The 13,207-nt window shown below is 47.8% G+C and carries 18 protein-coding genes; 5 read left to right on the forward strand and 13 right to left on the reverse strand.

From position 1 onward, the window contains the following. Positions 1-34 precede the first annotated feature (34 nt). Complete coding sequence (locus tag AC58VC_RS03030) at positions 35-1,165, reverse strand: M20/M25/M40 family metallo-hydrolase (RefSeq protein ID WP_497367362.1); 1,131 nt, start codon at positions 1,163-1,165, stop codon at positions 35-37. Between the two features lie 73 nt (positions 1,166-1,238). Between AC58VC_RS03030 and prli42 the strand changes: the two genes are divergently transcribed. Continuing rightward, positions 1,239-1,343 (forward strand): stressosome-associated protein Prli42, encoded by a 105-nt coding sequence (prli42, locus tag AC58VC_RS03035; RefSeq protein ID WP_307719957.1) that lies wholly within the window; start codon positions 1,239-1,241, stop codon positions 1,341-1,343. Between the two features lies 1 nt (position 1,344). Here prli42 and AC58VC_RS03040 read toward each other — a convergent pair whose 3' ends face one another. From AC58VC_RS03040 to lpdA, 4 genes are all read right to left on the reverse strand, one after another. Then, the gene (locus tag AC58VC_RS03040) at positions 1,345-2,703 is read right to left on the reverse strand and encodes a dihydrolipoamide acetyltransferase family protein (RefSeq protein ID WP_497367363.1); all 1,359 of its coding nucleotides are present in this window, start codon (positions 2,701-2,703) and stop codon (positions 1,345-1,347) included. 67 nt (positions 2,704-2,770) lie between these two features. After that, positions 2,771-3,751, reverse strand: a complete 981-nt coding sequence (locus AC58VC_RS03045; protein WP_161408429.1) for an alpha-ketoacid dehydrogenase subunit beta — start codon at positions 3,749-3,751, stop codon at positions 2,771-2,773. A 3-nt stretch (positions 3,752-3,754) separates the two neighbouring features. Continuing rightward, the gene (locus AC58VC_RS03050; RefSeq protein ID WP_497367364.1) at positions 3,755-4,765 is read right to left on the reverse strand and encodes a thiamine pyrophosphate-dependent dehydrogenase E1 component subunit alpha; all 1,011 of its coding nucleotides are present in this window, start codon (positions 4,763-4,765) and stop codon (positions 3,755-3,757) included. Between the two features lie 108 nt (positions 4,766-4,873). Beyond that, the gene (gene lpdA, locus AC58VC_RS03055) at positions 4,874-6,298 is read right to left on the reverse strand and encodes a dihydrolipoyl dehydrogenase (protein WP_497367365.1); all 1,425 of its coding nucleotides are present in this window, start codon (positions 6,296-6,298) and stop codon (positions 4,874-4,876) included. 168 nt (positions 6,299-6,466) lie between these two features. Between lpdA and AC58VC_RS03060 the strand changes: the two genes are divergently transcribed. Beyond that, positions 6,467-6,724 carry a DUF2627 domain-containing protein gene (locus tag AC58VC_RS03060; protein ID WP_497367366.1) on the forward strand — a complete coding sequence of 86 codons (258 nt, stop codon included), beginning with the start codon at positions 6,467-6,469 and terminating at the stop codon, positions 6,722-6,724. A 17-nt stretch (positions 6,725-6,741) separates the two neighbouring features. Here the strand turns inward: AC58VC_RS03060 and AC58VC_RS03065 are convergent, their stop codons facing one another. From AC58VC_RS03065 to steA, 3 genes are read right to left on the reverse strand one after another with little or no spacing between them, the layout of a single operon-like run. Next, positions 6,742-7,722, reverse strand: coding sequence for an MraY family glycosyltransferase (locus AC58VC_RS03065; RefSeq protein ID WP_497367367.1), 981 nt, complete (start codon positions 7,720-7,722; stop codon positions 6,742-6,744). Then, a complete protein-coding gene (locus AC58VC_RS03070; RefSeq protein WP_497367368.1) occupies positions 7,608-8,339 on the reverse strand; it encodes a glycosyltransferase family 2 protein in 732 nt (243 codons plus the stop codon). Before AC58VC_RS03070 ends, AC58VC_RS03065 begins: the two co-directional genes overlap by 115 nt. Then, positions 8,336-9,496, reverse strand: coding sequence for a putative cytokinetic ring protein SteA (gene steA, locus AC58VC_RS03075; protein WP_497367369.1), 1,161 nt, complete (start codon positions 9,494-9,496; stop codon positions 8,336-8,338). The genes AC58VC_RS03070 and steA overlap by 4 nt, the downstream gene beginning before the upstream one ends. Before the next feature lie 123 nt (positions 9,497-9,619). Here steA and AC58VC_RS03080 point away from each other — a divergent pair, with 123 nt between their 5' ends. Beyond that, positions 9,620-9,805, forward strand: a complete 186-nt coding sequence (locus AC58VC_RS03080; RefSeq protein ID WP_161408422.1) for a hypothetical protein — start codon at positions 9,620-9,622, stop codon at positions 9,803-9,805. Positions 9,806-9,871: 66 nt separating this feature from the next. Here the strand turns inward: AC58VC_RS03080 and AC58VC_RS03085 are convergent, their stop codons facing one another. After that, positions 9,872-10,063, reverse strand: a complete 192-nt coding sequence (locus tag AC58VC_RS03085) for a hypothetical protein (RefSeq protein WP_235960102.1) — start codon at positions 10,061-10,063, stop codon at positions 9,872-9,874. A 116-nt stretch (positions 10,064-10,179) separates the two neighbouring features. On the opposite strand from AC58VC_RS03085, the gene brfA reads away from it, so the two are divergent. Beyond that, complete coding sequence (gene brfA / locus AC58VC_RS03090) at positions 10,180-10,413, forward strand: ribosome rescue factor BrfA (protein WP_497367370.1); 234 nt, start codon at positions 10,180-10,182, stop codon at positions 10,411-10,413. On the opposite strand, the gene AC58VC_RS03095 is transcribed toward brfA, so the two are convergent. After that, a complete protein-coding gene (locus tag AC58VC_RS03095) occupies positions 10,380-10,619 on the reverse strand; it encodes a hypothetical protein (RefSeq protein ID WP_497367371.1) in 240 nt (79 codons plus the stop codon). The two genes, brfA and AC58VC_RS03095, sit on opposite strands and share 34 nt — an antisense overlap. 103 nt (positions 10,620-10,722) lie before the next feature. On the opposite strand from AC58VC_RS03095, the gene AC58VC_RS03100 reads away from it, so the two are divergent. Beyond that, positions 10,723-10,989, forward strand: a complete 267-nt coding sequence (locus AC58VC_RS03100; protein WP_145655423.1) for a hypothetical protein — start codon at positions 10,723-10,725, stop codon at positions 10,987-10,989. 54 nt (positions 10,990-11,043) lie between these two features. On the opposite strand, the gene AC58VC_RS03105 is transcribed toward AC58VC_RS03100, so the two are convergent. The 3 genes from AC58VC_RS03105 to AC58VC_RS03115 all read right to left on the reverse strand — a co-directional run bounded on the left by AC58VC_RS03105 (position 11,044) and on the right by AC58VC_RS03115 (position 13,206). Next, complete coding sequence (locus AC58VC_RS03105; RefSeq protein ID WP_497367372.1) at positions 11,044-12,438, reverse strand: cobyrinic acid a,c-diamide synthase CobB; 1,395 nt, start codon at positions 12,436-12,438, stop codon at positions 11,044-11,046. Next, a complete protein-coding gene (locus AC58VC_RS03110; protein ID WP_497367373.1) occupies positions 12,431-12,661 on the reverse strand; it encodes a hypothetical protein in 231 nt (76 codons plus the stop codon). Before AC58VC_RS03110 ends, AC58VC_RS03105 begins: the two co-directional genes overlap by 8 nt. A 119-nt stretch (positions 12,662-12,780) precedes the next feature. Further along, positions 12,781-13,206 carry a hypothetical protein gene (locus AC58VC_RS03115; RefSeq protein WP_497367374.1) on the reverse strand — a complete coding sequence of 142 codons (426 nt, stop codon included), beginning with the start codon at positions 13,204-13,206 and terminating at the stop codon, positions 12,781-12,783. Between the last annotated feature and the right edge of the window lies 1 nt (position 13,207).

The raw sequence follows: 13,207 nt of genomic DNA on the forward strand, positions 1-13,207 counted from the left end.
AAAATTTGGCATCGACTAATCGGTTTCTATCGTTTTATACTTTTGCAGCTTCCTTCACAAGAGCAACGACCAATTCAGCCGTTTTGACCAGATCGCTAATGGCGATATGTTCTTTCGTTGTGTGAATTTCGTGATAACCCACAGCAAGGTTCACTGTTGGAATCCCCATGCCATTAAAAATGTTCGCATCGCTGCCGCCACCGGAGTGGAATGTGCGAGCAGTTAGACCAAGCGTTGACAACGCTCTGGATGTGAGCTGCACAATCGGCGCAGAATCGTCATGCATGTAAGAAGCATATACGATGTCTGCATTAAACTCGCAAGTCGTCCCTGCATCTGCCGCTGCGGATTCACATGCTTCTTTCATCGCAGCGATTTGCGCTTCCAGCTTGTGCTGTACGATGCTGCGAGCTTCCGCTTCCATCTTCACTTTATCGCATACAACGTTAAGTGGACCTACACCAGAGAAACTGCCGATATTCGCTGTTGTTTCGTTGTCAATCCGACCAAGCGACATGCGTGAAACAGCCTTGGAGGCAACTTGGATCGCACTGATGCCATCTTCCGGGTTAACGCCTGCGTGTGCCGATTTGCCATGGAAAATAATTTCAATTTCCGCACGACCAGGCGCTGCAGTAGCAATATCACCGATGCTGCCATTGGAATCCAGCGCGAAGCCGAATTCGGCTTCCATCATTTTGCGATCCATGGCACGAGCGCCTTTCAGACCGCTTTCTTCTCCTGCCGTAATTACGAATTGAATGCGGCCATGAGGAATGTTGTGCTCCTTGAGCACTTGAATACCTTCGAGCATAGCTGCGATGCCAGCTTTGTCGTCACTGCCCAGAATCGTAGTTCCGTCACTGCGGATGTAGCCATCTTCACCAATTTGTGGCTTGATGCCATTACCAGGAGCTACTGTATCCATATGCGATGTAAAGAAAATCGTCGGGATAGCGGCATTGCTGTCCGTTGCTTCCAGCGTGCAAATCAAATTGCCTGATCCGTGACCGCTTTTTGCCATCGAATCATCTTCAACGACAGTTAAGCCTAAACGACTAAATTTCTCTTTCAATACGACACAAATTTCTTGCTCAAAGCGGGTTTCGCTATCTACTTGTACGAGCGAAATGAATTCTTCCACTAAACGGTTTTGCTGAATCATGTACTTTCCTCCGATACTCACTATGGGTTACAATAAAAGTGTACAAGCTTTTACGATAAAGGGGTGACTCTTCATGTTGCAGAATAGACGATGGTTTAAAGTCGTAATTTACGTAATGCTCATCACCATGCTGCTATCCAGCATATTGTTTACAGCCGGATTATTTTTTGATTCCTAGTTTAATAAATTTTTGTATCGGCATTATAACTTTCCAAATTTTCTTTGACCCTCTGTAGGAACCTACCGCAGATAACACCATCCAGAATGCGGTGATCAAGCGACAAACACAGGTTAACCATAGAGCGGACTGCGATCATATCTTGAATAACGACAGGCTTCTTCACAATCGATTCGAAGGTCACAATAGCTGCTTGCGGGTAGTTGATGATCGGGTAAGACAGAATCGAACCGAAGGAGCCTGTGTTGTTAACCGTGAACGTTCCGCCAACCATATCATTCAATGACAACTTGCCGGCACGCGTCTTCTTCGTCAATTCATCAATTTCTCTAGCTAGTCCAGCGATATTCTTCTGATCCGCCTTCTTGATTACTGGTGTCATAACCGAATCTTCCGTACCTACAGATAGGGAAATATTAATATCGCGTTTCACGATAATTTTATCTACCGCCCATACCGAGTTGATAATCGGATAATCTTTGATCGCGTTGACGACTGCCTTCATCATGAAAGCCAAATACGTTAAGTTAATGCCCTCGCGGCGCATAAACTCGTCTTTCACTTTATTCCGCAGAACTACGAGATTCGTAACGTCCACTTCAATCATCGTCCATGCGTGCGGGATTTCCGTTACACTTTGACGCATACGGGTAGCAATAGCATTACGAATTGGCGTTACGTCGATGAAGTGCTCATTGCGCGAGTCCAGCGAGTGTCCTTCCGCTTCAATCAGCGGTGTTTGAGGATTCGCAGACAGATGGATGCCAGAGCTGCGCACGGGCAGATTGGCAGGCTGCGCCTCTGCCTGTGGAGCTGGCGTACTGCTTGCAGCTGGCGCTGCTTGTTGGCTCGTTTGCACAGCCGCAGCTGCAGGAGCTGACTTGGAGCCGCCACCTGCGACGAACTGCTCGACATCCTTGCGTGTAATTCTTCCGCCAAGCCCCGTGCCAGGCACGCGTGATAAATCTACGTTGTTCTCTTGGGCAAGACGATGAACGGCCGGTGAGAAGCGGCCGCGCATGCTTTGGTCGCTGTCTTCCGGCACCGACACTCCCGCGCTTCCAGCCAATTCCACTGCTGCTGGCGAACCAGCCGAATCTCCTGCTGACTCCTCGATCAAACAAATTGCCTCTCCGACAGCCGCTGTTTCTCCATCGCCGACAATGATTTTCACAAGTCTGCCTTCAATCGGTGAAGGCATTTCTGTATTCACCTTCTCTGTGAAAAGCTCACAGAGTACGTCATATTGTTCGATATAATCGCCTGGCTTTTTCAGCCATTTGCCGATTGTAGCCGAAACGAGGCTTTCCGCTAAATGCGGAACCGTTACCTCTGTTAGTCGACCGTTCGTTTGGTTCATGGGTGTACCTCCTAAGTTCAGGAAATGATCAATGGCATGTAATCAGACCAAAGGAATTGTGAATCAATTAGAACATCGCAAGCTGGCGCATAGCTTCCTTCAGCTTATCGCTATTGAGCAAGAAGAACTTCTCCATGGGAGGATTGCTGCCCACAGCCGGTACGTCCGGACCGCAAAGTCGAGCGATCGGTGCATCGAGTTCAAATAGCAGTTCTTCAGCGATGATGGCAGACACTTCGGCGCCAACGCCGCCTGTTTTGTTATCTTCATGCGTGATGAGTACCTTGCCCGTCTTTCTCACGGCTTCAAGTATCGCTTCTTTGTCCAAAGGCTGCAGAGTACGCAAGTCTAGCACGTGGCAAGAAATACCTTCCTTCGCAAGTTCCTCAGCCGCTTGCAGCGCAAAGTTCACGACCATCCCATAGGCGATGACCGTAATGTCCGTGCCCTGACGCTTCACGTCAGCTTTGCCGATAGGCACGATGTAGTCCTCTTCCGGCACATCAGCAGACAGCGCGAGATAAGCCTTCTTGTGCTCGAAGAACAGCACGGGATCCGCATCTCGGATCGCCGCCTTAAGCAATCCCTTCGCATCATATGGATTAGAAGGCGCTACGATTTTCAAGCCCGGCGTACCGAAGAATACGGATTCCGGACACTGGGAATGGTACAAGGCACCTGCGCCGGTAGCTCCATAAGGTGCACGAATTACAATTGGGCAAGACCAATCATTATTGGAGCGATAGCGAATTTTCGCTGCTTCGCTTAGAATTTGATTTGTTGCCGGGAAGATGAAATCGGCGAACTGAATTTCGGCAATCGGCTTCATGCCGTACATGGCGGCACCGATGGCTACACCGACGATAGCGGATTCCGCTAGCGGCGTATCGAGCACGCGATCTTCTCCAAACAGATCGCGAAGCCCTTTGGTGGTGTTCAAGACACCGCCTTTACCAACGTCTTCACCGAGGACGAAAACATTGTCGTCCCCTTGCATTTCCTCCTGCATCGCAGATCGGATAGCTTCCAAATAAGTAATGACTGCCATAAATTAGAGGTCATCTCCTTCTGCGTAAACGTGGCGAAGCGTATCTTCCGGCTTCGGAAATGGTGCCTGATCCGCATACTTCGTAGCTTCGTTAATCTCTTGCTTGAGTTCTTCCAGAAGCACACGTTCCTGCTCATCGCTCCACAGACCGCACTCCATTAAGTATTCTTTGAACTTGACGATACCGTCTTTTTGACGATTTTCCTCAACTTCCTCTTTCGTGCGATACAGCATATCATCATCGGAAGTGGAGTGCGGCATTAGACGATAGGACATCATTTCGATCAATGTTGGGCCTTCTCCGCGAGCTGCACGATCTCTGGCTTCCTTGGTAACACGGTACATTTCCAAAACATCGCTGCCGTCGACTTGCACGCCTGGGAAGCCATACCCCAGCGCGCGATCTGAAATTTTGCCAGCTACTTGCTTATGAAGTGGTACCGAAATTGCGTATTGATTATTTTCACATACAAAAATAACAGGCAGTTTATGTACACCAGCAAAGTTGCACCCCTCGTGGAAATCCCCCTGGTTGCTGGAGCCTTCACCGAAAGATACATAAGTAACCAAATCTTGCTTTTTCATTTTTGCGGCAAGTGCGATACCTGCAGCATGAGGGACTTGTGTCGTTACAGGAGAAGATGCTGTTACGATATGATTTTTCCGATCACCGAAATGCCCTGCCATCTGTCTGCCGCCGCTGTTAACGTCCTCTGCTTTACAGAATACGGCAAGCATAAGGTCCTTCACGGTCATACCAACCGCAAGAACAAACGCATAATCACGATAATAAGGCAGGAAATAATCTTTCTGAGCTTCCATTGCGAAAGCCATCCCTACTTGACCTGCATATTGCCCCATACCGGAAACGTGGAAAGGAATTTTGCCCGCACGCTGAAGCATAAAGGCACGTTCATCATATTTAGCCGCAAGACTCATGACTCTATACATACGAATAACGACTTCGTCAGATAACCCTAATGTTCTATGCTTATAAAGCTGACCAATGGACATGGAGGTTGCCTCCTTAAAATAGTTTTACATGCAGTTTTTTTATTACCTGGTCCTAAGACTTGACTCTATAAGCTTATTATAAACGCAAATGCGTATGATTACAATTTTTTATCCGCTAATGGCGATTCCATCCACAGCAAGCATAGCTTCGCCTAAAGCTTCAGATAACGTAGGATGTGGATGAATCGTTTGTCCGACTTCCCAAGGCGTTGCGTTCAGCACCTGAGCCAAAGCCGCTTCGGAAATCAAATTTGTTACGTGCGGTCCGATCATGTGCACACCTAGAATGTCATTGGTCTCACTGTCAGCGATCACTTTCACGAATCCGTCCGTATCGCCGTAAACAAGTGCTTTCCCGATCCCTTTAAAGCTGAATTTGCCCACTTTTACTTGACGACCAAGATCGATTGCCTGCTGTTCCGTATACCCTACGCTAGCAATTTCAGGTCTCGTGTACGTACATTTTGGGACCAGATGTGCCTCAAGCTCATGCGGCGTTTGCCCTGCAATATGTTCGGAAGCTAAAATCCCTTCATGTCCAGCCATATGTGCCAGCATCAATCCGCCAATCACATCGCCGACTGCATAAATGTGGGATTCCGTTGTTTGCATAAAACGATTTACACGAATGACACCTTTATCAATTCTGATATCCGTATTTTCAAGTCCGATGCCTTCTACATTGGCTGCTCGACCGACAGAAACAAGCACTTTTTCCGCTTGCAGTTCAATCATCTCGCCTTGCTTGTCCGCTTGCAGAGTGACCGTACCTTCAGCTATCTTCACAGACTCAGACAGCACTTTTGCGCCAGTCACTAGGTTAATGCCACGCTTTTTGAACAAGCGCTCCAGTTCCTTGGATATATCGCCATCTTCCAGGCTTACCAACCGTTTCTCATACTCAACCACAGTCACTTCAACCCCGAAATCACGCAGCATGGAAGCCCACTCAACACCAATTACGCCGCCTCCAATGATGATGATCGACTTCGGAAGCTCTTCCATCCGCAGTGCATCTTCGCTTGTCATTATATGTGTACCATCAATCTCAAGTCCCGGTAAGCTGCGCGGTTTGGAGCCGGTAGCGATAACTAGATTGCTCGAAAGCAAGGTTTCGATATCACCGTCTTCTTTCTCAACAGATACAGCACCGCTGCGCGGAGAGAAAATCGAAGGACCGATAATACGTCCATTTCCGTAATGAACAGTAATTTTATTTTTCTTCATAAGGAATTGCAGCCCTTGGTGCAGTTGATCAACGATTCGCTGCTTGCGCGCTAGCACATTCTCGAACTTCAGTTCAAGGGAGCCTGCCGTGATGCCGTATTCCTCACTTTTTTTCATTGTTGCATACACTTCAGCGCTTCGAAGCAATGCTTTGCTTGGAATACAGCCTTGGTGCAAGCAAGTTCCTCCGAGTTTCTCTCTTTCAACAACAGCGACCGTTTTGCCAAGCTGAGCAGCTCGGATAGCAGCCGTGTAACCGCCGATCCCACCGCCTAGAACTACAACATCATATCTATGTTCACTCATTATATAATTCCTCCTATAGCCCTCAGTACCATCATATGTATACGCTAGTCTCTACTATATTACCCTTTTTTGGATGGGAAATCATAGTCTTATTTGTGAATTAGACAGGCAAACCGTTTCAGAGTATGATGATAGAAATACCATGATACCTAGATGTAAGGAGCAGCTATGAAAGCACCATTTTACCGATTTATCGCCATTCTTCTACTCGTTATTCCCGGTTTGACAGCAACTTATGGATTTCTCTCCATGAAAGACGCTTTTTTCGCTCAATTCGACACGGACGGCCACATGTTGTGGGGAAAATTTTTTCTCGGCTTTATTCTTTTTCTATTGGGTGTTGCCTTTATTGGTGGATGGACCTTCTTCCGTGACCGCAAACGCAATTACTTAGCTCCTAAGTTTAAAGCCAAACGGCGCAAATAAACCGGACCCTCAATTTCTCAAGTCCGGCCTAGACGGTCTAGCCAATTTAAGAATCGGTTCCGCTCGATGAGTGCGGTAATGGAACTCACTTCAGCCTGTTTATGCAGCAAGATGAGGATGATAGCAATCAGACATTGAAGCTGCCATGGAAGGGTCATGATGACGGTATATCCAAGCGTAAAACCAAGCAGGTTCGCTCCGGCATCCCCCAACATGCCCCTGCCTCGAACATCCATGCGATATACCCAATATCCTCCTAAGCACACTGGCCATATAGGAAATAACTTCGGGATGCTATCACCCGCTATCATTATGCTTACAAGCACAACCGTCAATACACCTGTGAAAAAAAACTTCAACGAGCGCCCCGGACGAACATCAAGCAGGTTCAAAGCATTCGTCATCAACATAAGCAAAACCATTTGCCCCCCTATCCACCAGATAGGGGTTTGTTCGTTGCGGACTGACAACACCAGCCATCCCGCAGCCGTGGCGATTCCGAGCACCTTGACAGCGCCCATGGAAAAAGTTCTTGTTTCTTGCCAGTAGCGATAATGACCTTTCAAACCTTTCACAGCTTTGCTGCCGATTAAATCATCCGTCCACCCAAGCAAGAAAATGAGGGTAGCAGCAAAAGTAAATACCAGATGGTTCGAGTTCGTAGCAACATATTCAATCATCGTGAGCGAGTCTATCTGCATTTGTTCAATTCCCCACTCAACCACTCGTAAAATTAGCTCCTGCAGCCATAGAAGCAACCACAGAAGCGCTCCCAGGCCTCTGGGGATTACCTGTCCAGCATAGTTAGTCTCGACTTGTCTGTGGCCCTCCAGGAACCTCTGGACGTGCGGCAGCAGCCATCGCCCTGCCGCAGCAATCACAATCAGATCGAGGATCGATCCGATGAGTACCATACACGCTTTCTCTCCTTCCAGCGAGAAAGCAGCGCCAAGCTGACCGCGGCGAATTGCTTGCCGCGGTGCACGAACCCGTGCCAATCTCGCCCCGTCTCCCGATGCGCGATTGGCACGTCCAGCTCAACGATGCGCAGGCCGCGCCGCGCCGCATCGATGGTTAGCGCGACTTCCACGCCGAAGCCACGTCGAAGTTCCCCAAGCTCCCGCAGCCGATCCGCGCGCACAGCGCGCTGGCCGGACAAGGGAGCTTCGGTTTCATAGCCGCTGAGCCGGCGGATGCCGCGGCGGGCTAAGCCCTTCACCAAGCCGAAGCCGGCTTTGGTGCGGGGCGGCGGCAGCTTCGCGATTGCCATATCCGCTTCGTGCCGCAGCAGCGGCTCGATGAGTACGAGCGCCTGCCCGGCCGTAGCCCGCAGGTCGGCGTCCAGAAAGAGCAATAGATCGCCTCTGGCCTCAGCGACTCCTGACTGCATAGCCGCTCCCTTGCCACAGCGGCGTTTATGTTTAATCAGCTTGTCCGCCCACGGCCAAGCGGCTTCGTAAGTCTTATCGCAGCTGCCATCATCCACCACAATAATTTCAACTCTCATTGCTGGATTGTACATCAAATCGGCTTGGTCCTGCAGATGTCGAAGCGTGTGCTCAATGCTTCCTTCTTCATTCCAAGCCGGGATGATAATGGATATGTATGGTTTCATCCTTCACCTCCGAGTTTCCAAACGACATGGGCTACCCGCTTCACGATCCAATGCAGTTGACATAGACCCAATGCGATAAAAAAGAGCGAAAGAAACAAAGTTGAACTAGCTTCTTTCGTCCAACCACGAGACTTATATAGGATGCCGATGCTCTTGATATCCACCAGTCGCGCTCCGACCTTCATTCTTACCAGGAGCGTACTGCCCATGCCTGCTCTTCCTTTTTCCAGAAAATCAATCATATGCGTGCGTGCGCCTACCGTGACTAACACCTCACACCTTTTCTCAAAGGCTAATAGCAGGGCCATATCCTCGCTTGTACCAAAACATGGAAGCACATGGGCAGACAATCCAAGCGCATCTACTCGCGACAGCCCCGGCGCCGTTCCATCGGCATAGGCATGAACAACGAGCTCAGCACCGCAGGAAAGCGCCCTGTCTGTAACGCTATCCATGTCCCCAACAATTAGATGAGGCATGTAGCCACATTCCAGAAGAGCATCGGCTCCGCCGTCTACCCCGATTAGCACCGGTTTGACCTCGGCAATATAAGCTTTTGCTGCAAGCAAATCCTTTTTATACCCTTTCCCTCTAGAAACAATCAACACATGTCTATCTTCCAAATTCGTTTGGATAACAATCTCCGGCAGCGGCTCCATAACGGCATGAATGTCTCGCATGGCATAGGTTAACGTATTGTCAATGAAATGCTCCATTAGCTGCGTCGTCCGTTCATTCGCTTGCTGCTGCATGCTGAGCCACTTTTCACGCGTAAAAAGGCTGCAAGAAATCTCCTGATCCTCCAAAAGGATTCGATCCTCATAGACCGTAACTTCTGAGTTTGTCTTAAAGGCTTCGAATACAGCGCTATCCGCTTCCCATATCGGAATTTGCTCTTGAAGCAACATAAGCGGACCATGAGTCGGGTACCTGCCGCTCATTGTCAGCTCGCAATTAATGACTGCCTTTACTTTCTGGTCGATAAGTTCTTGAGCAGCTACTTCATCGAGGTCACGATGCTGGAGTACAACGATGCGCCCAGGGGGTAAGTCACGAAGCAATACTTTCGTGATCGCGCCTACGCTAATTCTCCCTTTGCAATGCGGCAGCGGCTTAGAAGAAAACAATGACAGCGAGGACCAATTCAAAATAGACACCGACTTTCCTTTCGTCTATAGATACCTCTATTTTGTCCTCTGCCATGAAATTCTATGTATATTATGCCCAGTTAATGGCAAGCATTGAGGTTATATTCTTGAGGAAAGGAGAGAAAATAATCCATGGAGCTAAACATGAGTGCAGATGAAGTGCTAGGCCATATTGTGCAGCTTCACAGCACAGGGGAATCACTAGCCAAGAAAAATGTGAAGAAGCTGCATCCTGATCTAATGAAAAACGCCCTGTATTACTACCCAAGCTGGGAACACGCCTTGCAAAAAACAGGAGTGGGCAATATCGTTCACTAAACATACATAGTCACACATATAAAAGCTCCGAAAGGCGGTTGCCGCCCTCGGAGCTATTTTTTTACATTATTCCTCTTCAATAACTTCCCATTCCACCTGGATCATACGATCCACCCAAGTCCGAATCTTAATTTCAATCGCACTCTCTATTTCTTCCTCCGTCATTTCCCCAAGCTTATGTTCAGCTATTTCAAGCACATCTTGCTTCACCATATCGCCTGCCACAGCCAATTGAATGCTGATACGCAATTCACTCACCCTCTTCGACTCACCTATAATTTAATTACATAAAAACTTTCCATTGCGACTGGATCCGTTGATATTTACAATGAAGAAGTGCAAGAAACATTCCACCATGAAAAGAGGAACGTCCTATGTCCAAATCGCAAGCACAGAAGCTGCGGCAGCGCAATTTACGAGAAGGTAAACTCGATCCCGCCATTCATCGTCTACACTGGAACGGCGTGAATCCCGTATCCAAAAAGACCCCAAGCCTAAAAGAATTGCAAGCCAAACAACTGCATAAGCACAAATCAAGGAATTTGAACCATCAACATGGGGATGATTCCTTTTTTCATGTAATCGAAAGGCCTTGTTCAGCCGCATAGTGGATGAAAGCTTCTTTCTCATCAGGACGAAACGTATACTTGCAATCAAACCCATTAAAAAACAACTTCCACTCCGTAACGACGCCGTGATCATCCACCGCCAACTCGGCTACATATAAGGAATCAGGCTCATCTTCGAATTGCAGACCGATATGGAGCTGCACCTTGCCTTCCACTATTTCCTGTTCACAATAATCGATTATCACAAGCGCCAGGGCCTCCTATTGAAATAAAACTTTTTTATTTATATAATATACTAATGCGCCCAAGCTAATAAAGATAAGGGCATGCTAGTAGGAGGAATTACTTATGGCTTATGATCCGCAAGTAGTAGACGCAACAATCGTTAGTGATAATAAAAAAAATGGTCTTTTCGAAGTGGTCGTTTCATTGAAAGACCGGAACAAATGCCGTTTATTCTTTGAAAGAGATTCCGAAACCGGAATCGGCAGAGTTACCGATTTGAATAGATTGATGAAAGAACCTTGCCCGATCTGCCGCAAAGATTACCTTTGCAACTGCCTAGACCGTTATAAAGATTCCATCGCAGATCAAGCTTTAACACTCATAAAATAATACTTGAAGCTAAAAATGGTTGGACAGGAGCATATCCTGACCAACCATTTTGCTTTATTTCGCTTTATATTGCTCGCAGGCACGTATCCAATCTGTCACAATACCCGGATTTGAAGCGAAATGCACATGTGTGTAGCCGGCTACTAGGTTGTCTTTGGCATACCCTTCTGTTTTAATCCCCATACGTCCACTCGATTGAAACGCAGCCGGTATCACTGCTTCCTCCGCCGCTTCAAAAGTGGAATAGTGAAACTCATGTCCTCGTGCCTTTTCCTCCGATGAGAGTAGGAAGTTGTCTTCATGCATGCCCGTTATTTCACGGTAGCCTAATGCGGCTAACTTCTTTTGCATGGTAACCTTCCCAGGAACAATCCCTACCATGTTATAAGCGTTTCCTGTTGTATCTACAATTTGCTCCGTTAAATACATGAAACCCCCGCATTCCGCAAAGGTTGGGAGGCCCTCCGCAATTCGCTTGCGGAAAGACGCTTTCACCTGCTCGTCAGTACTTAAGCGCTCAGCAAACTCTTCTGGAAACCCTCCTCCGATGTATAAGCCATCCGCTTCCGAGGGAACCTCCTCCCCTGCCAGAGGTGAGAAGTATACGCACTCAGCGCCTCCCGCTTCCAGGAGTTCGAGGTTTTCAGGATAATAAAAGTGAAATGCGGCGTCCTTGGCTACTGCAATTTTGACACGTTTCGGCGAAATAGCATCGGATCCAGTAAACAGATGCGGGCGACTTTCTACAGGCGGGGCCACCGCCACTTCAAGCAACTGCTCCAAATTCACATAAGCAGCTACCTGTTCAGCCAACTTGTCAAAAAAAGGACCCAGCTCGCCTCTCTCGATCGAAGGGACAAGCCCTAGATGCCTTTCCGGGAGCTCAATATTCGCATCACGCGGCAGGTAGCCCAGAACAGGAACGCCACATTCCTGCTCGATTGCTTGCTTCACCAAATTGTAATGGCCTTCACTCCCGGCACGATTAGCAATGATTCCGACAATGTTGTCGCCTTGCCCAAATTGCTGAAAACCTTTGACAATGGCTGCCGCGCTTCTTGCCATACTCGCAATGTTTACAATAAGAATGACCGGAGCGTCTAGAATACGTCCAATATCAGCCGTACTCCCTTCGTCTGTTGATGAATCTTTGCCATCAAACATCCCCATGACTCCTTCGATAACCGAAATATCGGAACCGCTGCTTCCCCGAACAAACAGTTCCTTAACACCTTCACGGCCTACCATCCACGAATCCAGGTTACGGGACGGTCTACCAGTAACGGCTGTATGATAGGTCGGATCTATGTAGTCAGGGCCGCATTTAAAGCCTTGAACGGATAGCCCCCTTTTTTGCAAGGCGGCCATGATGCCAATGGATAGGGTCGTTTTGCCTACACCACTGCCCGTTCCCGCAATAACAATTCTCCGTGTCAGGCGTTTATTCATAGATGGCCCGATAAAGCCCTTCTAGTAAACTTTGATAGCTGTTCGCTTCATAGGTCATTTCCGAAAATGAGACATGGATGACTTTGTTGCTCGTTTTGACAATGAAGAAGCTGTCTTCCGCCCGATCCGGGTCAATATATGTATAGCATTCAAGCTGACTGCTTCCTGTTTTTTGACGTAAAAACTCAGTAGCTTCCGCACTTGCATTCGCATATTTAGGCATGGTTGCATGTTCCTCTCAAACTGATAAAGTAATGCTTACTAGTATAACGTATTTCTTGATGAAAAATCCAAATACCAAAAGACCCGGTGAAGCACCGAGTCTCTTTTGAACTACCCATATCATTTTAATGGCGCCTTTTTCCTCTTTAAAGCCAAATAACCGCCTAAAAGGGAAACCGGCACAATAGCAAAGAAGCCAATTAGCTCATACCATAATGGGATACCGTTGTTGCTTAACATCGAATCGAACCCGATAGCCGCCCCTATCACACCAATACATGCAGCATTAAAATATTCCGCACGTTTGGCCACCCTAGCTGCGACATACCCGCCAAGAAACGACCAGAACAGGCCAATTACTAAAAACAATAGTAAAAGCATGACATTCGAATAAAATGTGCTTACAGCCTGCTCATTCACTGGGCTACTCCCAAAGTATAGGCTGCCAATCAATGCAGTTGATACCAATGTCCCCAAATTATCAACCGCAATTCCTAGCAGGACGCCCAAGAAATGAAATTTTCTTTCACTTTTTTGCTCAACCATA

This window comes from Paenibacillus sp. J22R67 (genome assembly GCF_059692175.1).